General features: G+C 70.5%; 30 protein-coding genes. 22 read left to right on the top strand and 8 right to left on the bottom strand.

Translation table 11 applies throughout. The annotated features are described in order from the left end of the window. Positions 1–14 precede the first annotated feature (14 nt). From ACFPCV_RS14940 to ACFPCV_RS14900, 9 genes are all read left to right on the top strand, one after another. Positions 15–848 (top strand): LytR/AlgR family response regulator transcription factor, encoded by an 834-nt coding sequence (locus ACFPCV_RS14940; protein WP_378056728.1) that lies wholly within the window; start codon positions 15–17, stop codon positions 846–848. Between the two features lie 76 nt (positions 849–924). Continuing rightward, a complete protein-coding gene (locus tag ACFPCV_RS14935; protein WP_378056727.1) occupies positions 925–1,353 on the top strand; it encodes a hypothetical protein in 429 nt (142 codons plus the stop codon). 22 nt (positions 1,354–1,375) lie between these two features. After that, positions 1,376–3,163, top strand: coding sequence for a sodium/solute symporter (locus ACFPCV_RS14930; RefSeq protein WP_378056726.1), 1,788 nt, complete (start codon positions 1,376–1,378; stop codon positions 3,161–3,163). Between the two features lie 54 nt (positions 3,164–3,217). Beyond that, positions 3,218–3,838, top strand: a complete 621-nt coding sequence (locus ACFPCV_RS14925; RefSeq protein WP_378056725.1) for a glyoxalase — start codon at positions 3,218–3,220, stop codon at positions 3,836–3,838. Continuing rightward, the gene (locus ACFPCV_RS14920; RefSeq protein WP_378056724.1) at positions 3,805–4,020 is read left to right on the top strand and encodes a hypothetical protein; all 216 of its coding nucleotides are present in this window, start codon (positions 3,805–3,807) and stop codon (positions 4,018–4,020) included. Before ACFPCV_RS14925 ends, ACFPCV_RS14920 begins: the two co-directional genes overlap by 34 nt. A 63-nt stretch (positions 4,021–4,083) precedes the next feature. Next, complete coding sequence (locus tag ACFPCV_RS14915) at positions 4,084–5,100, top strand: sensor histidine kinase (protein WP_378056723.1); 1,017 nt, start codon at positions 4,084–4,086, stop codon at positions 5,098–5,100. After that, the gene (locus ACFPCV_RS14910) at positions 5,097–5,876 is read left to right on the top strand and encodes a LytR/AlgR family response regulator transcription factor (RefSeq protein ID WP_378056722.1); all 780 of its coding nucleotides are present in this window, start codon (positions 5,097–5,099) and stop codon (positions 5,874–5,876) included. Before ACFPCV_RS14915 ends, ACFPCV_RS14910 begins: the two co-directional genes overlap by 4 nt. After that, a complete protein-coding gene (locus ACFPCV_RS14905; protein WP_378056721.1) occupies positions 5,877–6,227 on the top strand; it encodes a hypothetical protein in 351 nt (116 codons plus the stop codon). Between the two features lie 163 nt (positions 6,228–6,390). Further along, positions 6,391–8,079 (top strand): sodium/solute symporter, encoded by a 1,689-nt coding sequence (locus ACFPCV_RS14900; protein ID WP_378056720.1) that lies wholly within the window; start codon positions 6,391–6,393, stop codon positions 8,077–8,079. Here ACFPCV_RS14900 and ACFPCV_RS14895 read toward each other — a convergent pair. Next, positions 8,052–8,267 carry a hypothetical protein gene (locus tag ACFPCV_RS14895; RefSeq protein ID WP_378056719.1) on the bottom strand — a complete coding sequence of 72 codons (216 nt, stop codon included), beginning with the start codon at positions 8,265–8,267 and terminating at the stop codon, positions 8,052–8,054. The two genes, ACFPCV_RS14900 and ACFPCV_RS14895, sit on opposite strands and share 28 nt — an antisense overlap. Positions 8,268–8,341: 74 nt before the next feature. Here ACFPCV_RS14895 and ACFPCV_RS14890 point away from each other — a divergent pair, with 74 nt between their 5' ends. From ACFPCV_RS14890 to ACFPCV_RS14875, 4 genes are all read left to right on the top strand, one after another. Next, positions 8,342–9,082: a Scr1 family TA system antitoxin-like transcriptional regulator gene (locus ACFPCV_RS14890; RefSeq protein ID WP_378056718.1), complete on the top strand. Its 741-nt coding sequence runs from the start codon at positions 8,342–8,344 to the stop codon at positions 9,080–9,082. A 78-nt stretch (positions 9,083–9,160) separates the two neighbouring features. Continuing rightward, positions 9,161–9,358, top strand: coding sequence for a DUF397 domain-containing protein (locus ACFPCV_RS14885; RefSeq protein WP_378056717.1), 198 nt, complete (start codon positions 9,161–9,163; stop codon positions 9,356–9,358). Positions 9,359–9,495: 137 nt separating this feature from the next. Beyond that, the gene (locus ACFPCV_RS14880) at positions 9,496–9,828 is read left to right on the top strand and encodes a DUF485 domain-containing protein (protein ID WP_378056716.1); all 333 of its coding nucleotides are present in this window, start codon (positions 9,496–9,498) and stop codon (positions 9,826–9,828) included. After that, the gene (locus ACFPCV_RS14875) at positions 9,828–11,435 is read left to right on the top strand and encodes a solute symporter family protein (RefSeq protein WP_378056715.1); all 1,608 of its coding nucleotides are present in this window, start codon (positions 9,828–9,830) and stop codon (positions 11,433–11,435) included. Before ACFPCV_RS14880 ends, ACFPCV_RS14875 begins: the two co-directional genes overlap by 1 nt. A gap of 48 nt (positions 11,436–11,483) precedes the next feature. On the opposite strand, the gene ACFPCV_RS14870 is transcribed toward ACFPCV_RS14875, so the two are convergent. Next, positions 11,484–11,873, bottom strand: a complete 390-nt coding sequence (locus tag ACFPCV_RS14870) for an SgcJ/EcaC family oxidoreductase (protein ID WP_378056714.1) — start codon at positions 11,871–11,873, stop codon at positions 11,484–11,486. A 30-nt stretch (positions 11,874–11,903) separates the two neighbouring features. Between ACFPCV_RS14870 and ACFPCV_RS14865 the strand changes: the two genes are divergently transcribed. The 4 genes from ACFPCV_RS14865 to ACFPCV_RS14850 all read left to right on the top strand — a co-directional run bounded on the left by ACFPCV_RS14865 (position 11,904) and on the right by ACFPCV_RS14850 (position 14,357). After that, the gene (locus ACFPCV_RS14865) at positions 11,904–12,212 is read left to right on the top strand and encodes a sigma-70 family RNA polymerase sigma factor (protein WP_378056713.1); all 309 of its coding nucleotides are present in this window, start codon (positions 11,904–11,906) and stop codon (positions 12,210–12,212) included. 131 nt (positions 12,213–12,343) lie between these two features. After that, the gene (locus tag ACFPCV_RS14860; RefSeq protein ID WP_378056712.1) at positions 12,344–13,072 is read left to right on the top strand and encodes a hypothetical protein; all 729 of its coding nucleotides are present in this window, start codon (positions 12,344–12,346) and stop codon (positions 13,070–13,072) included. A gap of 48 nt (positions 13,073–13,120) precedes the next feature. Continuing rightward, on the top strand, positions 13,121–13,459 hold the full coding sequence (locus tag ACFPCV_RS14855; RefSeq protein WP_378056711.1) for a rhodanese-like domain-containing protein: 339 nt from the start codon (positions 13,121–13,123) through the stop codon (positions 13,457–13,459). A gap of 1 nt (position 13,460) precedes the next feature. Further along, complete coding sequence (locus ACFPCV_RS14850) at positions 13,461–14,357, top strand: DUF4328 domain-containing protein (protein ID WP_378056710.1); 897 nt, start codon at positions 13,461–13,463, stop codon at positions 14,355–14,357. A gap of 321 nt (positions 14,358–14,678) precedes the next feature. On the opposite strand, the gene ACFPCV_RS14845 is transcribed toward ACFPCV_RS14850, so the two are convergent. Continuing rightward, positions 14,679–15,863, bottom strand: coding sequence for a cytochrome P450 (locus ACFPCV_RS14845; RefSeq protein WP_378056709.1), 1,185 nt, complete (start codon positions 15,861–15,863; stop codon positions 14,679–14,681). A 32-nt stretch (positions 15,864–15,895) separates the two neighbouring features. On the opposite strand from ACFPCV_RS14845, the gene ACFPCV_RS14840 reads away from it, so the two are divergent. Continuing rightward, on the top strand, positions 15,896–16,690 hold the full coding sequence (locus ACFPCV_RS14840; RefSeq protein WP_378056708.1) for a glycerophosphodiester phosphodiesterase: 795 nt from the start codon (positions 15,896–15,898) through the stop codon (positions 16,688–16,690). Between the two features lie 11 nt (positions 16,691–16,701). After that, positions 16,702–17,643, top strand: coding sequence for a DUF5926 family protein (locus tag ACFPCV_RS14835; RefSeq protein WP_378056707.1), 942 nt, complete (start codon positions 16,702–16,704; stop codon positions 17,641–17,643). Between the two features lie 111 nt (positions 17,644–17,754). On the opposite strand, the gene ACFPCV_RS14830 is transcribed toward ACFPCV_RS14835, so the two are convergent. Next, entirely contained in the window at positions 17,755–18,282 is a 528-nt protein-coding gene (locus ACFPCV_RS14830) for a ferritin (protein ID WP_378056706.1), read from the bottom strand. A gap of 146 nt (positions 18,283–18,428) precedes the next feature. On the opposite strand from ACFPCV_RS14830, the gene ACFPCV_RS14825 reads away from it, so the two are divergent. Next, positions 18,429–19,604 (top strand): GNAT family N-acetyltransferase, encoded by a 1,176-nt coding sequence (locus tag ACFPCV_RS14825; RefSeq protein WP_378056705.1) that lies wholly within the window; start codon positions 18,429–18,431, stop codon positions 19,602–19,604. A gap of 133 nt (positions 19,605–19,737) precedes the next feature. On the opposite strand, the gene ACFPCV_RS14820 is transcribed toward ACFPCV_RS14825, so the two are convergent. After that, on the bottom strand, positions 19,738–20,175 hold the full coding sequence (locus ACFPCV_RS14820; RefSeq protein WP_378056704.1) for an SRPBCC family protein: 438 nt from the start codon (positions 20,173–20,175) through the stop codon (positions 19,738–19,740). Continuing rightward, a complete protein-coding gene (locus ACFPCV_RS14815; protein WP_378056703.1) occupies positions 20,172–20,564 on the bottom strand; it encodes a RidA family protein in 393 nt (130 codons plus the stop codon). The genes ACFPCV_RS14820 and ACFPCV_RS14815 overlap by 4 nt, the downstream gene beginning before the upstream one ends. A 63-nt stretch (positions 20,565–20,627) precedes the next feature. Between ACFPCV_RS14815 and ACFPCV_RS14810 the strand changes: the two genes are divergently transcribed. Beyond that, positions 20,628–21,548, top strand: a complete 921-nt coding sequence (locus tag ACFPCV_RS14810) for a helix-turn-helix transcriptional regulator (RefSeq protein WP_378056702.1) — start codon at positions 20,628–20,630, stop codon at positions 21,546–21,548. A gap of 205 nt (positions 21,549–21,753) precedes the next feature. Here ACFPCV_RS14810 and ACFPCV_RS14805 read toward each other — a convergent pair whose 3' ends face one another. Then, the gene (locus ACFPCV_RS14805) at positions 21,754–22,938 is read right to left on the bottom strand and encodes an arginine deiminase (protein ID WP_378056941.1); all 1,185 of its coding nucleotides are present in this window, start codon (positions 22,936–22,938) and stop codon (positions 21,754–21,756) included. A 101-nt stretch (positions 22,939–23,039) separates the two neighbouring features. On the opposite strand from ACFPCV_RS14805, the gene ACFPCV_RS14800 reads away from it, so the two are divergent. Further along, complete coding sequence (locus ACFPCV_RS14800; protein WP_378056701.1) at positions 23,040–23,552, top strand: DM13 domain-containing protein; 513 nt, start codon at positions 23,040–23,042, stop codon at positions 23,550–23,552. Positions 23,553–23,713: 161 nt separating this feature from the next. Here the strand turns inward: ACFPCV_RS14800 and ACFPCV_RS14795 are convergent, their stop codons facing one another. Next, complete coding sequence (locus ACFPCV_RS14795) at positions 23,714–24,172, bottom strand: PPOX class F420-dependent oxidoreductase (RefSeq protein ID WP_378056700.1); 459 nt, start codon at positions 24,170–24,172, stop codon at positions 23,714–23,716. Positions 24,173–24,186: the final 14 nt, after the last annotated feature.

Here is a 24,186-nt window from a genome sequence, read left to right as displayed (position 1 = left end):
TTCCCATCGGCAAGATGCGGGTCACCGTGAGCACTTCACCGAACACCCCGGGTCTCGTCGTCCTCGCCGTGGACGACGAGAAGGACGGCATGGACCTGATGGTCGAACGACTCGACGCGAACCGCTACGTGCGGCGCGTCATCCAGGCGTTCGACGCGACCGAGGCGCTGCGCGAGCTGGGTGGCGGCGACCCCGAGCTGACCGCGCGCAGAACCGCCGGCAAGCCGATCGTGGACGCGGTCTTCTCCGACCTGAAGATGCCGGGGCTGACCGGCATGGAGATGGCGAAGGTCCTCGCCGGGTTCAAACCGTCGCCGGTGCTGGTGTTCATCACCGGGCACGGCGAGGGCAACGACGCGGTCGAGGCGTTCGACCTCGGCGCGGTCGACTTCATCCCGAAGCCGTGCGACCAGACCCGCATGGACCGCGCGGTGCAGCGGGTGATCTCCAAGCTGCGCGGCGACGGGCTGGTCGGCGAGGCGCCGCAGGTCGCGTCGGAACCGGCGGACGACGAGGTCATTCCGGTCGAGCTGGCTGGCAACACGAAGCTCATCCCGCGCTCGTCGGTCCGCTGGGTGGAGGCGCAGGGCGACTACGCGCGCCTGTTCACCACCGAGGGCTCGCACCTGGTGCGCATCCCGCTCGCGCAGCTGGAGGAGCGGTGGGAGAAGGCGGGTTTCGTCCGCATCCACCGCTCGTACCTGGTGCCGATCAACCTGATCACCGAGCTGCAGCTCGGCGGCAACGGCTACCACGTGGTGATCGGCGACGAGGAGCGCAAGCTGCCGGTGAGCCGTCGGCACACGCGGGAGCTGAAGGACCGGATCGTGCGCCGCGGCGGCTTGTGAACGGAGCTTGCGGAGTCATGAGCGGAGCTTGCGGAGCGAATCGTCAAGCAGAGCATCAGGCGCGGGGCGACCGGTCGTGAGTCGTCATTCGGCTGGTCCTGGGCGCGAGGAGCAGGGGGCGCGGCGGTCGTACTCCGATCCGCCGACGAAACCGCGCCGCAAGCGTGTGGTGCTCGCCGACTCGCGTGCCCCGGTCACCCGGCTGCGCACGGTCATCGAGCTGGAGGAACAGACCAGCTACGGCGAGGAGCTGGTCCGCCAGCTGATCCGTGCGCAGTTCCGCACCGCGCTGAAGTTCTGGCTCTCGACGTTCGCGTTCTTCGCCGCCCTGCCCGCGTTGTTCTTCTTCCTCCCGCAGCTCTCGCAGATCACCCTCGCGGGCGTGCGGCTGCCGTGGCTGGTTCTCGGGCTGGCGCCGTTCCCGTTGTTGTTCGGCGTCGGGTACTGGTACAACGTGGTTGCCGAGCGGCAGGAACGCGACTTCGTCGCGATGGTCGAGAAGTAGCGGTGACAACGTAAGAGGACCGGTGAGCGCAAACATCTGGGCCCTGTCCGGTGCCGTTGCGGTCATCGTCGCGACCTTCTCCATCGGCTGGCGGTCGTCCCGCGCGGCCAGCACCGCGCAGGACTTCCTCGTCGCCCGCCGCACCGTCCGTTCCCGCCGCAACGCGGCCGCCGTCTCCGGCGAGTACCTGTCCGCCGCGTCGTTCCTGGGGGTCGCGGGGCTGGTGCTGAAGGACGGCGCCGACGCGCTCTGGTACCCGATCGGCTTCACCGCGGGCTATCTGGCGCTGATGTTGTTCGTCGCCGCGCCGCTGCGCCGCTCGGGTGCCTACACGCTGCCCGACTTCTGCGAGGCCCGGCTGGGCTCCCGCGCGCTGCGTGGCCTGGCCGCGGTGTTCGTGGTGTTCATCGGGATCCTGTACGTGGTCCCGCAGCTCCAGCTGGCCGGGCAGGCGCTCGCGGACATCCTGCCGGTGCCGACGTGGGTCGGCGCGACCGTGGTGACGGTCGTGGTGATCGTCAACGTGTTCGGTGGCGGCATGCGCGCGATCACGGTCGTGCAGGCGTTCCAGTACTGGCTGAAGCTGTTCGCGATCGCCGCGCCGACGTTCGTGATGTGCCTGCTGTTCATCGGCAACGGCGGGGTGCGTGACGGGGAGGCGACGACGCTGACCGAGGCGTTGCCGCCGACGTTCACGCAGAACGTCGAGATCGACGTGCAGACCCCGGTGTTGTTGCAGGTGACCGAGCCGGTGGTGCTCGCGGCCCGCGGCGAGACCGACGGCGAGCCGGCGAGCGGGACGGTCTACTGGGCGCCCGGCATCCACGAGGTCGGCGCGGGCACCACGCTGAACTTCTCGAAGGGATCCTCGGTCCCGGTGGTCGTCGGCGCGCCGACGGACAACGCGAGCTGGCTCGCCCCGACGTCCAGCGGGGGTGACCTGTTCACCACGTACTCGCTGATACTGGCGCTGTTCCTGGGCACCATGGGCCTGCCGCACGTGCTGGTCCGCTTCTACACCAACCCCGACGGCCAGGCCGCCCGCCGCACCACGCTGCACGTGCTGCTGCTGCTGTCGCTGTTCTACCTGTTCCCGATCATGCTCGGTGCGCTGTCCCGGCTGTACGTGCCGGAGCTGCTGGTCACCGGCAAGACCGACGCGGCGGTGCTGAACCTGCCGAGCGGGATCGCGCCGGGCCTCCTCGGCGACATCCTCGGCGCGGTGCTCACGGCCGGTGCGTTCGCGGCGTTCCTGTCGACGTCGTCCGGTCTGGTGGTGAGCGTGGCGGGGGTGCTGTCGACGGACGTGCTGCGCGGCCGGGTGCGGGACTTCCGGTTCGCGACGGCCGTCGCGGGCGGGGTGCCGCTGGTGCTCGCGATCGCGGTGCGGCAGACGGACATCTCGCTGACCGTCGGCATGTCGTTCGCGCTGGCCGCGTCCACGTTCTGCCCGATCCTGCTGCTGGGGGTGTGGTGGCGCAAGCTCACGTGGGTCGGTGCCGCCGCGGGCATGGTCGTCGGCGGTGGGCTGGTGCTGACCGCGTTGGTGGTCAACACGATCAGCAACCTGACCGGTGGCTGGGCGCCAGGGGTGTTCGGTCAGCCCGCGTTGATCACGGTCCCGGTCGCGTTCCTCACGGTGATCATCGTGAGCAAGGCGACGGCGGCGCGGATCCCGGCCGACGTGGCACAGATCCGGCTGCGCATGCACGCGCCGGACAACCTCGGCCTCACCCGCGACCGCGCGGTGGCGAGCTTCGGCACGGCGGAGGAACGGTCCCGGCTGGCGGACGGCCGCCACCGCAAGTAGACCGGTCAGGAATCGAGAAGCGCCGGTCAGCGGGCCGCGCCTAGCGTTTCCGGCATGACATCGATCGACGACATCACCATCGAGGTGACCGACACAGCGGCCGCGGAACGCTTCTACGCGGCGGCCTTCGGGCTGGACTCCCGCGTGCGCCTGCGCGCCTCGGCGGAACCGGCCACCGGCTTCCGCGGGTTCACCCTGTCCCTCATCACGGCCCAGCCCGCGGACGTCACGGCCCTGTTCGACGCCGCCGTCGAGGCCGGGGCGACCCCGCTCAAGCCCGTCGCGAAGTCGATGTGGGGCTGCGGCGCCGTGGTGGCCGCGCCGGACGGGACGATCTGGAAGATCGCGACCCCGGCGAAGAAGGACACCGGCCCGGCCACCGGGAGGTTCGACGAGATCGTCCTCCTGCTCGGCGTCGCCGACATCCCGGCGAGCAGGAAGTTCTACGTTGAGCACGGCCTCACCGTGGCGAAGAGCTTCGCCCGCATGTACGTCGAGTTCGCCGCAGAACCGGGCGCTGTCAAGCTGGGCCTGTACCGGCGCAGGGCCCTCGCCAAGGACGCGGGTGTACCTCCCGAGGGCACCGGCTCGCACCGGATCACGCTCGGCGGCGGCACCTTCACCGACCCGGACGGTTTCACGTGGGAACAGTCGTCGATCGCGGCGACGTCCTGATGTGCCGCCAGTACCTGCGCACGGCACTCGCCGCACACCTCCGCGACCACGACGCGAACCCGGGAACCGGCCATGACCGGCAGCACGTACGGGTGATTCCCGGCCGAGGAGCGGGCCGTGCGGAAGGAACACCCCAGGAAGCGGAAGCGGCGGGGATCGAGGAGTGCGCCGCCGCGCGGTAGCGGGATCGGGCAGGTCCGCCATTAACATCTACGCGAGCCCAGTCGCGGACGATGGGAGCCCGGATGGCGGTGTCAGTGCTCGGCATGGCACGCCACATCGCCGAGGAGCTGAAGGACGGCCTGTCCGGCGCGGGTGTGCGCACGGCGGCCCGCGGTCTGCGCAGGCTGCTGGACGCCGACTACGTGGCGCTGGCCGACCTGTCCGGCCGCGCGGTCTGGGCCCCGGACGAGCCGCCGTTCTACGCGGACGCGAACGCGCTGGTCGAACGCGTCCTGCACAGTGAGAACCGCGAGGGACGTTCCCCGCTGGTCGCGGTCCCCCTGCACGTTGACCACGAACTGGCCGGTGTGCTGGTGGTGGCGGGCGCGTCCCGCCGGGCCGCGGTGCGGGAAGCGTCCTCCTGGGTCGTGGAGGCCCTCGAACGCGGCAGGCTGGCGGCGTCGGCCGAACAGGCGGCGCAGGCCGAGCTGCGGGCGCTGCGTGCGGAGATCTCGCCGCACTTCGTCTACAACGCGCTGACCGTCATCGCCGCGCTCGTCAGCTCCGAACCGGACCGGTCCCGTGAGCTGATGCTCGACTTCGCCGACTACATCCGCTACAGCTTGGCGAAACACGGCGAGTACACGACCGTGGCGGACGAGTTTCACGCGATCGAGACCTACCTCGCACTGCAACGCGCGGTGCTGGGGGAGCGACTGCAGGTGCAGGTGCGGGTCGCGCCGGAGGTGCTCGCGGTGGCGCTCCCGTACCTGGTGCTGCAGCCTCTGGTGGAGAACGCCGTCCGCCACGGGATCGAGCCGCGTACGGGCACCGGGCACGTGCAGGTCCGCGGCGAGGCGGAAGGGAACGACTGCGTGATCAGCGTTGAGGACGACGGGGTCGGCATGGACCCGGCCCTCGCGGAGGCGATCCTGGCGGGCCGCGGCGGTGCGGACAGCGTCGGGCTCGCCAACGTGGACCGCCGGCTCCGCAGCGTCTACGGCCCCTGGTACGGGCTGGTGGTGGAGACGGCGGTCGGCGAGGGAACCCGGGTGGTCGTGCGGATCCCGAGGTTCCAGCCGGGGGTGATGCCGGGATGACGGTTCGCTCCGCGCACGCGGTGACCCGCCTCTCGGTGCTGGCGGTCGACGACGTCCCGCCCGCGCTGACCGAGTTGTGCCGCCTGCTGGCCGACAACCCGGACGTGTCGGAGGTGGCGAGCGCGGGCGACGCCCTGTCCGCGCTGCGCATGATCCAGAACGGCCGCTACGACGCGGTGTTCCTGGACATCTCCATGCCCGGCCTCGACGGCCTGGAGCTGGCGACGCTGCTGGCCCGCCTGAACGAGCCGCCTGCGATCGTGTTCGTGACCGCCTACGAGCAGCACGCGGTGGCGGCGTTCGGCATCGGCGCGGTCGACTACCTGCTGAAACCGGTCCGCGCGGAACGCCTCGCCGACGCGCTGGCCCGCGTGCACCGCATGATCCCGGACGCCCGCCCGACATCGGAGTCCCCGGACGCGATGGCCGCGCTGCCGGTGGAGTCCGACGGCCGCACCCGCTACATCCGCCGCACGGAGGTCCACTACGTCGAGGCGCACGGCGACTACGTGCACCTGCACGCGGTGTCCGGGGTGCACGTGGTCCGCATGCCGATCTCGCGGCTGGAGGAGTACTGGGAACCGGCCGGTTTCGTCCGGGTGCACCGCAGTTTCCTGGTGGCACTGGACGCGGTCCGCGAGCTCCGCAGCGACTCCGTCGGCGGCCTGCTGGCGCACACCGACCTCGGCGACGTCCCGGTGTCCCGCCGCCACGCCCGCGACCTGCGCGAGAAGCTGTTGTCCGCCGCGAAGTCCGGCCAACTGGACCGCCGGTAGATGCCGGGGCAGAAGCGCATCGCGGTGATGAGCCCGCAGACCCGCCTCGCCCATTCCCGCCGCCGGGCCAGAGGCCGCTGGCGGGTGCCCAAACTCGACGGTCCCGGCGCGGAACGCGCCGTCGAACTGCACCACCGCCAACTGCGGCTCGCGGTGGCCCCGCTGGCGTTGCTGTTCGCGGGCATCCTGGGCCTGCCGCTGCTGTTCGCCGTGTTCCCGGGGCTGGACGAGGTTCGGCTGCTGGGCATCCCGGTGTCGTGGCTGGCGCTGGCCGTCCTCCCGTACCCCGCGCTGGCACTCCTGGCCGCCTGGCAGCTACGCCGCGCGGAGAAGGCGGAGGACAGCCGGTGACGGTGGGCCGACCACCCGGCACCGGCGCGAGTTGTCCACAGCCGACACAGTTGTCCACAGGCGAGGTCGCCGACCCCGCCACTGTCGGCCCCCACCGATAGACTGGACCAGGGACGCCCCCCGGGTTCGGGTGGGGGCTGGGCGAGCGTGGTTTGGACGCACTGTGATTCTTGCCTTCGCCGTCGCCCCGGTCGTGCTCATCACGCTCCTCATCGGACTCCGTGGCGTCGCGGCCATGCGCACCACCTCCGACTTCCTCGTCGCCTCCCGCCGCGTCTCGCCGCTCCTCAACTCCGCCGCCGTCTCCGGCGAGTACCTCTCCGCCGCGTCGTTCCTCGGCGTGGCAGGCCTGGTCGTCAAGGACGGCATCGGCGCACTCTGGTACCCGGTCGGCTTCACCGCCGGCTACATCGCGATGCTCGTCCTCGTCGCCGCCCCCATGCGCCGCTCCGGTGCGCTGACGGTTCCCGACTTCGCGGAAGCCCGCCTCAACTCACCCGCGCTCCGGCGCGTCACCGCCGCGGTCATCCTCGTCATCGGCGGCCTCTACCTCGTGCCCCAGTTCCGCACCGCGGGCCTGGTCCTCTCCGCGGTCAGCAACACCCCGTACTGGGTCGGTGTGGTCATCGCGGGCACCGGCGTGGCGATCACCCTCGCGCTCGGCGGCATGCGCGCCGCCACCTACGTCCAGGCGTTCCAGTTCGTCCTGAAGCTGGTCCTGTTCATCGTCCCCGCGGTCTGGCTCCTCATCCAGGTGAGCCCGCAGACCAGGGCGGACGCGGTCAACCCCGTCGAGTTCACCCATTTCACCCAGGACACGACGGTCCACTTCCGCATCGGCACCACCCTCGAACTGGACGGCGAACGCTGGGAGGTCCCCCAGGGCGCCACCGTCGACTTCGAGGAAGGCGCCCAGGTCCCCGAGGTGGTCGGCGAGGCCCGCCCGGGCGGCACCGGCTGGGGCCGCCCGCTCCTGGACCTGGAGGACGCGGGCCACCCGCTCCTCAGCACCTGGGCCCTCACCGTGGCACTGGCGCTGGGCACCATGGGCCTCCCGCACGTGATCATGCGCTTCCACACCAGTCCCGACGGCCGCGCCGCCCGCCGCACCGCCGCCTTCACGGTCGGCCTGCTCGGCATCTTCTACCTGTTCCCCGGCATCTACGGCGTCCTCGGCCGCGTCCTGGTCCCGCAGCTCTACCTCTCCGGCGCCACCGACACTGCGGTCGTCGCGCTCCCGGCGCAGGTCGACACCGGCTGGCCCGGCAGCGTCTTCACCGCGTTGCTCACCGGCGGCGCGTTCGCCGCGTTCCTCGCCACCTCGCTCGGACTGCTCCTGGTCGTCTCCGGCGCCATCGCCTACGACCTGCTCCCCGGCGGCCTGCGCCGCCTCCGCGTCACGGTCGTGCTGGCCGCCGCGGTCGTGGTCCTCCTTGCCCTGCAAGCGATCCGGCTCGACGCGGGGGTGCTCGTCACCTGGGCGTTCACCGTCGCCGCCTCCACGTTCTGCCCACTGCTCGTGCTCGGCATCTGGTGGTCACGCCTCACGGTCACCGGCGCCATGTCCGGCGTCGTCGTCGGCCTCGTCACCTCGTCGAGCGCCATCGCGGCCACCCTGCTGGGCGTGCCGGTCACGGGCTGGCTCGCGATCCTCGTGGCACAGCCCGCGCCGTGGTCGGTCCCGCTGGCGTTCCTCACGATGGTCGCCGTGTCGCTGCGCGGCAGGCCACCGCCATGGGCCCGTACGGCCATGCTTCGCCTGCACCTCAACGACAACCGCGACCAGACCCAGGCGGATCGCCTCAGGGCGCTGCGCGACCGCGCTCAGTCCTCCCAGACCAACCGCAAGTGAAATGTCCTGCCGTACCGCCGCAACGCGGATTCCGCGTTCGAGTGCAGCCCGAACACTGTCTGATTGGTGACCGGGTTGCGGCAATAGGTCACGGCTTCCTGCTCGCCGGGTGCCGTGATCTCCATTCCCCATGCGAAGATATCGGCCTCGTTCTCGACGCTGACAAGTGTGAAGAGTCGTCCTTCCATGGCATTTCAGTGTCCCGATGAACTCGCAGCAGTGGGTTTCCCAGCATTGGGCCCGACAACTGCGATCATGAGTCGTGGGCAAGCGAGCACCGTTCCTCCGGCGCAGGCTGGGGCGTCGTCTGAGGGAGATCCGCGAGGAAGCCGACTTCACGCTGGCCGAGGCCGCGAAGCGCCTGGACAAGACGCGCAGTGCCTTACAGCGCATCGAAACCGGCGCCACTCGCGCGGACGTGCATTTCATCCGCTCCGCCATGGACATCTACGACCACTACGACGAAACCCTCGTCGAAGAGGCCCGCGAAGCAGCCAAACCCCCATGGTTCCGCGCCTACGGAATCAAGGACATGGGTTACGTCGACGTCGAAACCTACGCCTCCACGGTCCGGGAGTTCTCCGGCCTGATGCTGCCCGGCCTCCTGCACACCGAGGAATACATCCGCGCGCTGTTCGCCCACAGCCGCCGAAGGCGATCAGCCGAGGAATTGCACAACGACATCGAGGTTCGCCTCATCCGCCAGGAGCGTCTCACGAGCGAGCATGACCTGCTCGAACTGTCGGTGATCGTCGATGAATCGGCGCTACGCAGGGATGTCGGCGGCCGGGACGTGATGCGCCAGCAGCTCCAGCACCTGATCGAGATGGCCGGACTACCGAGCGTCTGCCTGCAGGTGCTGCCGTTGAAGATGCACAGCGCCTTGGACGGAGGCTTCACATTGTTGTCATTCCACGACCGCGACGAACCCGACCTGCTCTACGTCGAGTACGCCACGGGAGCCCTGCATATCGAGGAGGATGACGAGGTCCGGGCCCTGTAGACTGAAATTCGACCGGCTGGGCGTCGAAGCGCTGAGCCCTGATGACTCGGTCGCGTTGATCAAGCGCATCAGCCACGAATGACAGAGGCGGCCACAGTGGATCTTGCCTGGCGGAAGAGCAGCCGCAGCACGCAGGACGGCAGCAACGGCAACTGTGTCGAAGTGGCCTTCGTCGGGCTTTCCGTGGCGGTGCGCGACTCCAAGTCACCCGAGCGAGGGATGCTGCGCCTCCCCGAATCTGGTTGGACAGCTTTTCTGCGCGTGTCCAAGATGTGACCTGCGCCACTCGTCGCGCATTTGGACCGTTCGTCGACCACTCGTCGTGCGACCAAGCGGTTGATCCACGATCGATTCACGCCACGTTAACGCCTTCCTAGGGTCTTACCACCCGGTTCACACCCCATGGAGGCAACGTGAGCACCACCGACGAGGGCCCACCGGGCCCCGACTGGGAGACCATCCAGCAGAGCGCGGAGTTCGTCCAGTTGAGGCGCCGCCTGCGCGGCTTCGTGTTCCCGATGACCGTCGCGTTCCTCGCCTGGTACCTGCTGTACGTGCTGCTGTCCGACTACGCGCACGAGTTCATGGGCACGAAGGTCTTCGGCAACATCAACATCGGGCTGATCTTCGGTCTGCTGCAGTTCGTCTCGACGTTCGTGATCACGAGCCTGTACGTGCGGCACGCGAACAAGAAACTCGACCCGATCGCGGACAAGATCCGTGAGGACGCCGAGGGGGTCGCGTGATGAAGCTGGCACAGGGCGTCGAGGGCAGCAACACCTGGCTCAACCTCGGCATCTTCGCGTTGTTCGTCGCGGTCACGATGGTGATCGTGTTCCGGGCGAGCCGCACGTCGAAGACCGCCGTCGACTACTACGCGGCGGGTCATTCGTTCACCGGCGCGCAGAACGGTGTGGCGATCTCCGGTGACTACCTGTCGGCGGCGTCGTTCCTCGGCATCGCGGGCGCCATCGCCGTCAACGGCTATGACGGCTTCCTGTACTCGATCGGCTTCCTCGTCGCGTGGCTCATCGCGTTGCTGCTGGTCGCGGAGCTGCTCCGCAACACCGGCAAGTACACGATGGGTGACGTGCTGAGCTTCCGGATGCGGCAGCGCCCGGTCCGCGCGGCGGCGGCGACGTCCACGCTGGTCGTGTCGTTCTTCTACCTGCTCGCCCAGATGGCGGGCGCGGGCGGCCTGGTGTCGCTGTTGCTGAACGTCGACAGCAAGGTCGGGCAGGCGCTGGTCATCGCGGTGGTCGGTGTCGTGATGATCCTGTACGTGATCATCGGCGGCATGCGCGGCACCACGTGGGTGCAGATCATCAAGGCGACGCTGCTGATCACGGGTGCGCTCGTGATGACCGTGTGGGTGCTCGGCAAGTACGGCTTCAACCTGTCGAGCCTGCTCGGCGCCGCGGTGGACAAGGTCGGCGAGGGCGGCGAGGCGCTGCTCGCCCCGGGCAAGCAGTACGGCATCTCCGGCCTGTCGCGGCTCGACTTCGTGTCGCTGGCGCTCGCGCTGGTGCTCGGCACCGCGGGCCTGCCGCACATCCTGATGCGCTTCTACACCGTGCCGACCGCCAAGGAAGCGCGGAAGTCGGTCGTGTGGGCGATCTGGCTGATCGGCATCTTCTACCTGTTCACCCTGGTCCTCGGCTACGGCGCGGGTGCGCTGGTCGGCGCGGAGACGATCCAGGCGGCACCCGGCGGGGTGAACTCGGCGGCCCCGCTGCTCGCGTACGCGCTGGGCGGCACGGTGCTGCTGGGCATCATCGCGGCGGTCGCCTTCGCGACGATCCTCGCGGTGGTCGCGGGCCTGACGATCACGGCGTCGGCGTCGTTCGCCCACGACATCTACGCCAACGTGATCAAGAAGGGCGCGGCCGACGACAAGGCGGCCGAGGTCCGCGTCGCCCGCATCACCGCACTGGTGATCGGTGCGGTCGCGATCGTGGGCGGCATCGTGGCGAGCGGCCAGAACATCGCGTTCCTGGTGGCGCTGGCGTTCGCGGTGGCGGCGTCGGCGAACCTGCCGACGATTCTCTACTCGCTGTTCTGGAAGGGCTTCAACACCCGGGGCGCGCTGTGGAGCATCTACGGCGGCCTGATCGTGTGCGTCGGCCTGATCGTCTTCTCGCCCGCGGTGTCGGGCACGGAGACCTCGATGTTCCCCGGCGTGGACTTCTCGTGGTTCCCGCTGCGCAACCCGGGCCTGGTCTCGATCCCGGTCGCGTTCGTCCTCGGCTGGATCGGCTCGAAGACCTCGAAGGAGTACAACGGCGCGAAGTACGCGGAGATGGAGGTCCGCAGCCTCACCGGCGCCGGCGCCGAGAAGGCGGTGGCCCACTAGTCCCCCTGTTGAAGCGGCCCCCGGCGACCACGCCGGGGGCCGCTCGCGTCACCTGGGCACCAACGTGTTCTGACGGGCCGTGATCAGCCAGCGGCCGTCCTCCTTGACCAGCACGTACAGCGCGCACATGGTGTGGTCGACGTCGATCGGCGCGCCGTCGGCGGTGATCGCGTACGCCTCCTTGTACGCCAGCGCGACGTCCGGCCGCACGAAACGCACGTCCTTCACCTCGTACCTGGCGTACTGGTCACGCAGCGGCCCGGCGAGCCCTGCCTCGCTCGCCGCCATCACCTCGTCGATGCCCGTGAGCCGCACGCCCATGGCACTCACCAGCGTCGCGTCCGGGGCGACGTGCTTGTTCATCAGGGCGGCGTCATGGGTGTTGAACCCACGTTCGACGTCCGCCACCACCTGTCTGATCTCGTCGATGTCGTTCACCTCACCAGCCTCGAACCTCGACCAAGCACGATGTCAACCTTCGCGTGCAACCTTCGCGCCGGGCACCGCGTAGTAGGGACGGAGCCACCGGACACGACCGCGCCCGCCGACGCAGGGCCAGGGGAGCGGCTCGCGCTGCGGGCCGCGCTCCTCGCCGTGCCGCCAGGGCAGCGCGCGGTGCTGGTGCTGAGGTACGTCGCCGACCTCTCCGTCGAGCAGGTGGCCGAGACGCTCGGCTGCACGGCGGGCACGGTCAAGAGCCAGACGGCGCGCGGCCTTGCCGCCCTGCGCACCGCCTACCACAAGGGTGACGTCAGCATGGAGATGCGAGGTGCGTGAGATGTTCGACGACGACAACGCGGCACGCCACGCGCTCCGGACCTTAACGACGAGCCGGGCCCACCGGTGTCGACGACGGTCGACCAGGTGCTGCGCCGCGTGTTCGCGCAGCGTGCGAGCGCCGTGGCGGTGTGGTGGCGGTGGTCGCCGCGATCGGCGTCACGGCGGTGCTGTTGCGGCCGGCCGGGCAGGGCGGCGGCGGGGTGCGCGTGGCCGGCTCCACCACACCCACGACCCGCCCGGCGCCGGCCGGACCGCTGCCGGGCTGGGAGACGATCCCGATCGACGAGGCGGTCTGCGACCGGAACCCGTCGAGCCACGTGCCGGGGACACCGCCGGACTCGCTGCTGCCGCGGGCAGTCGTGGAACCGGCGTTCACCGGCGCGGTCCAGGCGGTGACCGGTCCGGTGGCGAGCGCCACCAGGGCCACGTGGGAGTCCTACTCGGCCAAGCTGGACGGCCCGAGCGGCTACCTCGAGGTCGAGGTCCCGATGGACAACGGCAACGGCCAGCTCCAGCTGGAGGTCCGCGTGTACGGCGGCACCCCGGTGGCGATGGCCGGCGCGTCGCTGTATTTCTACGGCGAGTGCCTGCCACCCGCACGGCACGTCCTCGCCGACGGCACCGTGCTGCAGCTCCACCAGGTCCATCCTGGCAACCCGCAACAGCCTGTGCAGCACCTGCGGATCTACCGGCCGGACGGGCGCGAGTACATCCTCACGGCCGCGGGGTGGAGCGAAGCGGACCTGGTGCCGACCGGCGGCGGCGCGTTCACCATCGCCGGTGGCCGGGGGAAGCTGCCGACCACCGGGGCGCAGCTTGCGGAGATCGCGACGAGGCTGGTGACGAACCTGGGTTGACCGGCTCACAGGCGTCCTACGGGCCGACGTGGCAGCATCGTGGTCGTGATGCCACAGCAGGTGCCGACCGTGACCGTCCCGGACCTCCCGGAGCCGCTGCCGGACGATGTGACGCTGCTCGACGTGCGCGAGCCGGACGAGTGGGCGGCAGGACACGCCCCGGGAGCGGTGCACATCCCGATGGGCGAGCTCGCGGAGAGGCTGGGCGACCTCCCGGCGGACAACGAGGTGTACGTGGTGTGCCGCAGCGGCGGCCGCTCCGCCCGCGTGACCGCCTACCTGAACGCCAACGGCTGGGACGCGAAGAACGTCGACGGCGGCATGCAGTCGTGGGCGGCGGCGGGCCGCCCGATGGACGCGGACAGCGGCGCCCCGGCGGTCATCTGAGGTGACGCAGCCCCGCCAGCGCTGGACAGCGACGGTGCCCCCGGGCACCGGCCGCCGTCCCCGGCCGCGCAGGCGCCTGCCGTACCTGGGCCCGCCCGGCTACCGCACACCACCGCGGTGGGGCTTCCCGGCACTGGCCTGGCGCTGGCCGACGACCGTCCCGGGCACCCTGCCGGACCAGCCGGTGACCGTCGACCGCGTACGCGCGGTGGCTGGTCACGCCTCGGCGATGATGTGGGCACTGGCGTGCCTGGCCCTGATCACCGCGGGCGGCGAGATCTGGCGGTACGTGCTGCTGCTGGAAAGCCGCACGGGCGCCCTGTCGGCCCGTCTGGTGAGCACGTCGGACGCGGTGGTGACCATCGCGGGTGTGCTGACCCTGGCGTTCACGGTGCTGGCGGCGATAGTCGCCCTGTGGTGGCTGCACCTGGCCCGCCACGCGGCGGCCGACCTGGCACACCAGCAGGTGACCCGCCCGGACTGGCAGGTGCTGGTCTACCTGCTGGTCCCCGGCGTGAACCTGGCCATGGCAGGCGTGATCCTCACGGAACTGGAACACCAGGTCCTCCACCGCCCGGCCACCACCCGCCCCCGCCCGACCAAGCCCGTGGCGATCTGGTGGGCGACGTGGGCAGCGGCAGGCGTCCTGTTCGCGACCACGGTGGCGTGGCGCTTCCGCGACAGCGTCCAGGCCCACGCGGACAGCATCGTCCTGAGCGCACTGACGGACCTGTCGGCAGCCGGGGTGGCGGTCCTGACCGCCCTGCTGATCCGCCGCCTGACAACACTGCTGGCCCCCATAAACCCCACAACAGTCCGCTACCTACGAGTAATCCAAATAAAAAACGCCCCAACCCCCCCACTACGCCAAACCCGCCCCACCCCCTCCCGCCGCTAACCCCGCGAGTCCCCCGTTCAGAACCCGCGAGTCCCCGTTTCGGAACCCGCGAGTCCCCGGTTCAGGACCTGCGAGTCCCCGGTTCGGAACCCGCGAGTTCCCCGTTCCGGACCCGCGAGTTTCCGGTTCGGCGCTCGTTCTTGGCGAGTTGTCCACAGCTGCCTCAGTTATCCACAAGCAAGATCGACAACCCCTCGACTGTCACCCACCCCTGGTAGACTGGCAAGGCGGGATGCCCCCGGGATCGGGTGGGGGCTGCCTTCCGGGCGGTTTCGGTCGGTGGCGCGTGGTTTCCGGGTTCTTGGGGGTGCGGGCCCGGCGTCACACCGTGACCGGCAGGGAGTGCAGGCCGCGGATCACGAACTCCGGGCGGCGGTCCGGTTCCTCGGCCAGGCGCAGTCCCGGCAGCTCCGTCACCAGCGCCTCCAGCGCCGCGGCGATCTCCACCCGCGCCAGCGGCGCACCCACGCAGTAGTGGATCCCCGCCCCGAACCCCAGGTGCGCGTTCGGCGACCGCCCCACGTCCAGCCGGTCCGGTTCCTCGAACACCTCGGGATCACGTGCCGCCGCACCGAGCAGCGCCGCGATCCTGTCGCCCGGCTCCAGCGCGTACCCGGCCACCGTCGTCGGCGCGGTCGCGGTCCGTTCGAACAGCTGCAGCGGCGCGTCGAAGCGGATCAGTTCCTCCACCGCGGTCGGCAGCAGCTCGGGCGACGCCACAAGCCGGTCCCACTCCGCGCGGTGCCGCAGCAGCGCCAGCACCCCGTTGCCGATGACGTTCACCGTCGCCTCGTGCCCCGCCATCAGCAGCAGCACCGCGGTGCCGACCAACTCGTCGCCGGTCAACCGGTCCGTACCGGCGCGCACCGCCACCAGGTCACTGATCAGGTCCGGGCCCGGCGACGACACGCGCGTGGCCGCCAGCGCACGCAGGTAGTCCACGAACTCGGCCGCCGCGTCCTCGGCGGCGGCCGCCGCCACGGCGGGCAGGTCGTACTCGTACATCTTCACGATCGCGTTCGACCACGGCTGCAGCTTCGCCCGGTCCGCCGCCGGCACACCGAGCAGCTCGGCGATCACCTCCACCGGCAGCGGCGCCGCGACGTGTGCCAGCAGGTCCGCCGCGCCGTCCGCCTTGATCGCCGACGCCAGCGACGTCACCAGCGTCGAGGCCAGCGACCGCACCCACGGCCGCAGCCGCTCCGTGTGCCCGCGCGCGAACGCCGTCGAGATCAGCCGCCGCAGCCGGGTGTGCCGAGGGGGCTCGTTCTCCAGCAGCGAGTTCTGGTGCAGCAGGTTGAACGCGACGAAATCGGACGCCGGCTCCTTGTCCCGCCACAGGCGCCCGGCCGACCGGTTGCGCAACACCTCGGAGCACGCCTGGTGCGACACCGCCACCGCGAGACCGAGCTGCTCGTGCCAGTGCACCGGGCCGTCGGCCCGCAGCTGCGCGAACACCGGGTACGGATCGGCGAGAAAGGCCGGGTCACGAGGGTCGAACACCATGTCCTCACGGTAGCTGTGCGATGATCCCGGCCGTGCAGCCCGCTGTTGTCGCGCACCGGGGTGCGTCCGCGCACCGGGCCGAGCACACAGTCGCCGCCTACGCGCTCGCCATCGAACAGGGCGCGGACGGCCTCGAATGCGACGTGCGCCTCTCCCGCGACGGTCACCTCGTCTGTGTCCACGACCGCCGGGTCGACCGGACCTCCTCCGGGCGCGGCGTCGTCTCCACCCTCACCCTCGACCGACTGTCCGAACTGGACTACGGCAGCTGGCACCCAGGCATGCCGGAGCACGCCGACGAGCTGGTGCTGCGCACACCGGACGAGTCCGAACGCGGCGTGCTCACCCTCGAGTCCCTTCTGGACCTGGTGAAGGCGTCACCGGGCGTGAAGCTGTTCGTGGAGACCAAACATCCCGTCCGGTACGGCGGTCTGGTCGAGGCGAAGCTCGTGGCCATGCTGCGCCGCTACGGTCTCGCCCGCCCGAGGTCCAAAGAGGACTCGCAGGTGGTGATGATGTCGTTCTCGTCGCGGGCGGTGCGGCGCGTGCGCGGACACACCGCCACCCTGCCGACCGTGCTGCTGCTCGAGACCCTGTCCGTCGTCCGCTGGGACGGCACGCTCCCGCCCTACGCCGACTACGCGGGCCCCGGGGTGCACCTGCTGCGGACCGACCCGGACTACGTGGCGCGGGCGCGGTCGTTCGGGAACGAGAGCTACGTCTGGACCGTCGACGAACCGGCCGACGTGAACCTGTGCGCGAACCTGGGCGTCCGTTACCTCGCGACGAACTCCCCGGCCAGTACCCTGCGGCTACTGAACCGGTAGCGTCTCGCTCCATGGCCAAGCGTTCCGCCGTGAAGAGCAAGAAGACCACCGACGGCATCAACCCGAGGCAGGCCTGCCCGTGCGGGTCGGGCAAGCGCTACAAGGCGTGCCACGGCCTGACCGGCGGCCCGATCGAGGTGCCGGTCGGCCGCCCGTTCGAAGGGCTCGCCGGTGAGTGCGAGCTGATCGCGCTGCGTGAGTTCGTGCCGTCGGCGACCGCGCCGCTCGCGGTGTCGGTGGACACCGACCGCACGGTGACGCTCGCGACCGTCCTGCCGATGGCCGCGGCCGCGCTGGTCCGCGCCGACGGCAGCGCGTTCGTCGGGCTCCAGGTGCAGACCCGTTCCAGCGACGTCAGCCGCGACCTGGCCCGTGCACTGCGCTGGGCCCTCGATGCGGCACCCGGCGACGTGCTGCCGGTCGTCGGCCCGGAGGCCGAAGAGGGCGAGCGCGAGCGCCTGCAGGACATGCTGGACGTGAAGGCGGGGCTGGAACCGGCGCTGCACGGCGACTTCTCGTGGTGGCTGCCGGAGGGCGAGGAGCCCGCGGGTGAGGTCACGCTGTCGCTGGAGCGCGCGAACCAGGCCATCATGCCGACGGAACGCATCGGCCCGGCCGCCTACTGGGTCGACGCGGGCGACCGCGCGCACCTGCGGTGGGTGCGGCCGGAGCCGGAGGAGCAGCTGCTGTTCGCGCTGTCGCGGCTGCACGCGCGGGGCGAGCTGGGTCTCGGCGAGGGTTCGCGGTACGCCGGTTCGTTCCGCGCGCACGGCCTGCTGGTGCCGGTGTGGGACCTCGACTCCGAGCTGCACGCCCGCGAGTGGGCCAAGCCGGCCGAGGAGCTGGGCGCCCGGCTGGACGAGGCGCTGGCTTCGCTGGAGAAAAACCCGCTGACCAGCGAGGAACGCCGCGCCCGCGACGGTCTCATCGGCCGTCAGGTCACCATCCGCTAGCCGGGCACCCGCAGGCCGGGCCGATGCCCTGAAAGGCGCGTTCAGGGCACTCAGCGCCCTGAACGCGCCTTTCAGGGCATCGCAGCCCCGTTGGTGGCGCAAGCCCACCAACTAGAGCTTGCCGCCTGCCGCGTGCGGGGCGAGCGGGTCGTCGCCCGTGTCGCCGACCGACTCGCGCGCCAGGAAGTTCTCGATGTCGAACAGGTTGCCGTTCGCACGACGCACCACGTTGAGCAACGTGGTCATCTGGGCCACCTCTTCGACCTGCTCCTTGAGGAACCACTGCATGAACTGCTCGCCCTTGTAGTCGTCCTCGTCGCGGGCGACTTTGGCGAGCCCGATGACGTCGTCGGTGACCTGCTTCTCCTGTTTGAGCGCGAGCGCGACGAGGTCGGCGGCGTCGGAGAAATCGTTGCGCACCTCGTCCACGCCGGGAATTGCGGGCTGGAGGTCGTTGTCGAGCAGGTACTGCACGATCATCATCGCGTGGTTGCGCTCCTCCAGCGACTGCCGGTAGAAGTGCTTGGCGAGTTGTGGCAGGTCCTGGCCGTCGAACCACACCGCAAGCGCGACGTACTGCTGGGACGCGGTGAACTCGTTCCGGATCTGCTCTTGCAACATGGAGTTGAACTTCGACATGATTTCAACAATACGCGGCACGATGATCATCGGCAATTTTCTATTTGATTAGGTAAGGCTATCTGAATGCAATTCAGGTAAGGCATTCCTAACCGAAAACGGGTAACTGGATTGCACCGGGCGGCCCGGCCACCGACCATGGTGCGATGGCCCTCACGTTTCCGGACGACGTTCCCACGCTCACCGATGGCGAGATCACGCTGCGTGTCCACACGCTGTCCGATGTGGATGACGTGGTCGTGCAGTGCACCGACCCGGAGTCGATCAGGTGGACGACCGTTCCCGTGCCCTACCAGCGTGCGGATGCCGTCGGGTTCGTCAACGAGATCGTGCCGTCCGGCTGGCTGACCGGGAAGGACCTGAACTTCGCCATCGAGGCGCCGCACGCGGACGGGACGCGCCGGTTCTCGGGTTCGATCGCGCTGCGGCCGATGGAGGCCGGTGTCGCGGAACTCGCGTTCGGCCTGCACCCCGGCGTGCGCGGCCGTGGCGTGTGCAGCCGGGCGGTGAAGCTGATCCTGGACTGGGGTTTCTCGCGGCCGGACATCGAGCTGATCGTGTGGTACGCGCACGTCGGCAACTGGGCGTCGTGGCGCGTGGCGTGGGCGAACGGCTTCTCCTACGACGGCAAGGTCGCGAAGTTCCTTCTGCAGCGCGGCGAACGTCACGACGCGTGGTGCGGCTCGCTGCGCGCCGACGACACCCGCGAACCGAAACACGAGTGGCACGTCCCCCCGACCGTCGAGACCGGCCGCCTGCGGCTGCGCCCGCACGCCGATGCCGACAGCCACCGTTTCGTCGAGATGATGACCGACGAACGCAGCCGCCACTTCGGGGGCCGCTACTCGTGGCTGAACGACATGCCACCCGTGGAGAAGGTGCTGCTGCGCCCGCTGGAGGCCGACGCGCGAGGTGAACGCTTCGACTGGACCATCGCCGACCGTGCCACCGACGAGCTCATCGGCCACATCCAGCTCTTCAACCTCGGCGGCCTGGACAAGACGGCCGCGGAGATCGGCTACGCGGTGCACCCGGACGCCCGGGGCAAGGGGGTGCTGACCGAGGCGCTGCGCGCGCTGGTGGAGTGCTCGTTCACCGACAGGAAGAAGGGCGGCCTGGGTCTTCGCCGCCTGAGCCTTGGCACGGCGGCGAGCAACACGGCGTCCCGGCACGGCGCCGAGAAGGCGGGCTTCACCCATGTGGCGAGCCTGCCGGAATCGTTCCCCACGGGCGCCGCCGGCTTCGAGGACGAGGTGGTCTACGCGCTGGTCAACCCGAACTGGACCGAGTTGTCCACAGCCGACCGAGTTGTCCACAGGTGAGCCAGGACCCCTTGATTTGTCGGTGGGTCCCGGTAGACTGGCATGGCGGGACGCCCCCGGGTTCGGGTGGGGGTTGCGTCCCGGGCGGTTCGCGGGTTTTCGCAGGTCGGCACGGTGTTGGCGCTGGTGGCGGTTAGCTGGACTGTGTTTCGTTCAGGGCCTTCACCAGGGCGTTCACCACGCCTCGCCAGTGTGTGCGTTGCTGTTCGCGCTCCTCGGCGTTCGCCAGTCGTTCCTGGTGGACGCCCAACCGTGCCCGGCCCGCGCCCGCGGACGACACCGTCAGTTGCAGTGTCGTGTCGTGGCGCCAGCCCGGTGGCTGCCACGTGAGCCGGAGCCGGTCCAGTTCGCGGTAGCTGCGTGTCTCGCCCCGCACGCCGTCCGCCGTCTCGTAACCCTCGCCGGGTTCCGACAGCACCGAGACGCCATCGCCGAGCCAGATCGCGATCCCCTCCGGCGACGTGACGAAGCTCCACACGTCCTCGACCGGGTGGTCGACCGTCTTCGACACCCCGATCTGCCAGCCCGCGTCGCGGGTGAGCCCGACCGCCGACCGTCGTCCTGCGGTCACGGTGCCACCGCCGCGACCGCGCTGACCTCGACCAACGCGCCCGGTACGGCCAGCCCGGCGACCCGCGCGACCACGACCGCGGGCGCCGCGCCGCCCAGTTCGGCGGCGGCGACCGGGTAGGCCGCGCCGACGTCGACACCGTCGACCACCAGGATCGTCATCATCACCAGATCGTGGACGCTCGCGCCCGCCGCGGCCAGTGCTGTGTGCAGGTTCCTCATCACCTGACCGGTCTGCGCGGCGGCGTCGTCCCCGCCGACGAGCGCGCCGGTGCCGTCGACGGCGTTCTGGCCGCCGACGTAGACCGTGGCCGCACCCGGCGGCACCACCGCGACATGGCTGAACGCGGGCGACCGGACAAGTCCCTCAGGACGGAGCAACGACTTCATGTTTCCCATCATGCGGCGATACCCGGACGGATCGTGTCCGGGTTTTCGGGGATCATCGAGATCGTGAGCACCACCAACCGCCGCCTCGAAACGCTCTCGCTCCTCCAGGCGCACCCCGGCATCTCGGCCACGCAGCTCGCGGCGCGGCTCGGCGTCACCGAGCGCACGGCGCGCCGTGACGTCGCCCAGCTGCGTGAGCTCGGCTACCGCATCGACGGTGAGGCTGGCAGGACCGGCGGTTACCGGCTGGCGTCCGGCGCCGCGATGCCGCCGCTGTTGCTCGACGCCGACGAGGTGGCCGCGGTCGCCCTCGGTCTGCGCACCGCGGTCACCGTCGATGGGCTCGAGACCGCGGCGGTCACGGCGCTGGCGAAGCTCACGCAGGTCGTGCCGTCCCGCTGGCGCACCCGGCTCAGCGCGCTCGCCGACGTCGAGGCGCTACCGGGGCAGCCGACGCGCCGCGCGGGCCGGGACGTGCTGATCCCGGCCGCGTTGGCGTGCCGCGCGGCCGAGGCGATCCGGATCCGGCACCGCGGCAAGCCGGTCGACGTGCAGCCGCACCGGCTGGTCACGCTGCGCCGCCGCTGGTACCTGGTCGCGTGCCCGCGCGGGGCGAGCGACTGGCTGGTGTACGCCCTCGACCGGGTCGGGCAGGTGCAGCCGCTCGGGACCCGGTTCCCGGCGCCGGAGCCGCCGCCCGACGTGGCCGCGTTCGTCGCCGACTCGCTGGCGCACGGGCCGTGGCGGCACCGGGTCCGCGTGCGGGTGTACACGTCGGCGGACCTCGTCGGGGAACTTGTCGACCCGGCCGTCGCGGCCGTGGTCGACCACGGCGACGAGTGCGAGCTCCGCTTCGGCACGGACGACCTCGACTGGGCGGCCCGGTGGCTCGCCTACCTGAACCTGGACCTGGACGTCATCGAACCGGCCGCGCTCACCGACCGGTTGCGCATGCTGGGCCGTTGGCTGGCGGAACGATACTGAAGTTGTCCACAGCCGACCGAGTTGTCCACAGCTGAGCCAGGACCCCTTGATTTGTCGGCGGGTGCCGGTAGACTGGCATGGCGGGACGCCCCCGGGTTCGGGTGGGGGTTGCGTTCCGGGCGGTTCGCGGGTTTTCGCAGGTCAGCGGTGGTGTGTGGTGCCCCTCGTGGGTGGTTGATGTCCTGAAGGGCACCCACACCGCGGGTTACAGCTGTGCGCGCACGATCGGGCACGACATGCAGCGGGGGCCGCCTCGGCCGCTGCCAAGCTCCGAGCCGCGGATGCGCAGGACCTCGATGCCCGCCGCTTCGAGGCGTTCGTTCGTCTCCACGTTCCGTTCGTAGGCGACGACGACGCCAGGGCCCACGGCCAGCGTGTTGTTCCCGTCGTCCCACTGTTCGCGTTCCGCCGTCACGGGGTCGAGGCCGGTGTCGATCACCCGCAGCCGGTCGATGCCCATCGCCGACGCCGCCGCCTCCAGGAACGGGACGGGGCCTGCCACACGCACGCCCTTCGCGTCGTCCGGCCGCAGTGGGTAGGCGACCAGCGTGTCCCGCACCGCCGGGTACATCACGACGGCGTCCCGGTCGACCATCGTGCACACCGTGTCCAGGTGCATCGTCGCCCGGTCCTGCGCGATCGGGACCGCGAGCACCGTGTGTGCCAGCCCGTCCGCGAACGCCGACCGCGCCAGCGACTCCGCGCCGGCGGGGGAGGTCCGTTCGCCGACGCCGATCGCCATCACACCGGGGGCGAGCAGCAGCACGTCACCGCCCTCGACCGGGGCCGAGTGCGCGCCGTACGCGCGGCCCGCCGACCGGAACCGGGGGTGGTAGGCGTAGATCAGGTCCAGCAGCGCCGTCTCCCGGTTCCGCGCGGGCAGCGCGAGCGACGCGATCGCCACCCGGTTGCCGATCCACACCGACGAGTCCCTGGTGAACAGCAGGTTCGGCAGCGGGTCGACGACGAAGTCGTGCGGGTGGTGCATCCTGCGCACCAGCGACGCGCCCTCCGCGGCGGGCAGCTCCTCGAACGTCATGCCCGCCATCAGCACGTCCGCCAGCCCGGCGGGGTTCAGCGTCGACAGGTGCGAGCTGAGCGCGTCGGCCAGCTCGTGCCCGACGCGCCGCCGGTCCACGGCGGTGTCGGCCGCCGCGGCGTGGGCTCGTTCGTCGCTCAGCGCGGTGACCAGCGCGTCCACGAGCAGCAGCACGTCGACGCCGCGGGACTTGAGGGTCTCCGCGAACGCGTCGTGTTCCTCCTGCGCGCGGTCGACCCACGGGATGCTGTCGAACAGCAGCTGGTCGTTGTTGCGTGGCGTCAGGCGCTTCAGCTCGTCGCCCGGCCGGTGCAGCAGCACGGCGCGCAGCGGCCCGACCTCGCTGTCCACCCGGGGCTGCTCGTGCACTTCGAGATCAGGTGCGGTCACGCCAGCGAGCGTAATAACCCGGTAAGTAGGTTGTCGCGGCCACCTCCGCCAGGATGAGGGGCATGCGACGACTGCTGATCTGGGTGGGTGTGCCCGTTGCGCTGATCGGGCTCGGTGTGGGCCTTGCGCTGTTCGAACCGTGGCGTGCGTTCACGAGCAGCAACCTGGACGAGCCGGTCCCGGTGGCGGCGGCGCAGAGCACGACGGCGACCGGCACGGCACCGGCCCCGCGGCCCGCGGTGCTCGCCGAGGGTGAGTTCGTCAGCCAGGAACACGACACCAGCGGCACCGCCCGGGTCCTGGAGCTCCCCGACGGCTCCCGTGTCCTGCGGCTGGAGGGCTTCTCCACCTCCGACGGGCCCGACGTGCACGTCTGGCTGTCCGACGCGACCGCGGGCGGCGAGTGGGGCTCCTACGACGACGGCCGTTTCGTGGCGCTCGGCGAGATCAAGGCGACCGACGGCAACCACAACTACCTGATCCCGGCGGACGCGGACCTTGCCGGCCTGCGCAGCGCGGTCATCTGGTGCGACCGCTTCAACGTGGCGTTCGGCTCGGCCGCGCTCGCGCTCTAGTGTCCCGGCACGGGCCTGGGGCGTGTCCTTCGGATCTCTGTGCAAGGTCTTGGCCTGATCAGCGGTACCTCAGGGGAACGTGACGACACAGGACCACCAACCGCCTGCGGTCCGCGGGTGTCGCTGGGTCGGGACCAACACTTTGAATCCGGGGAGGCGGACTAGCCAAGCTCCGGCGGGAAGCCCCCGGTCGCGACCGGGCCCCAGCGGTCGACCGTGACCCGGATCAGGCACTTGCCCTGCCTGCGCATGGCCGCCCGGTACTCGTCCCAGTCGGGGTGCTCGCCGGAGATCACGCGGAAGTACTCGACGAGCGGCTCGACCGCGTCCGGCAGCTCCAGCACCTCGGCGGTGCCGTCGACCTGCACGTACGCGTCGTCGAACTCGTCGGACAGGACCAGCACCGACACCTTCGGGTTCCGCTTGGCGTTCTTCGCCTTCGCGCGTTGCGGGTAGGTGGCGATCACGACGCGGCCTGCCGTGTCCAGCCCGCACGTCACCGGCGACAGCTGCGGGCTGCCGTCGGCGCGCGCGGTCACCAGCACGGCGTGGTGGCGCGGGCGAACGAAGTCGTTCAGGGCGGCGCGGTCGACCCGGTCCGCCGAAGCGATCTGTGGCACGGACACCACACTAC

This window comes from Actinophytocola glycyrrhizae (assembly GCF_042653545.1).
Lineage (GTDB): Bacteria > Actinomycetota > Actinomycetes > Mycobacteriales > Pseudonocardiaceae > Actinophytocola > Actinophytocola glycyrrhizae.
Note: the sequence above shows the minus strand (reverse complement) of the source record. Positions and strands in the feature narration are given on the sequence as shown.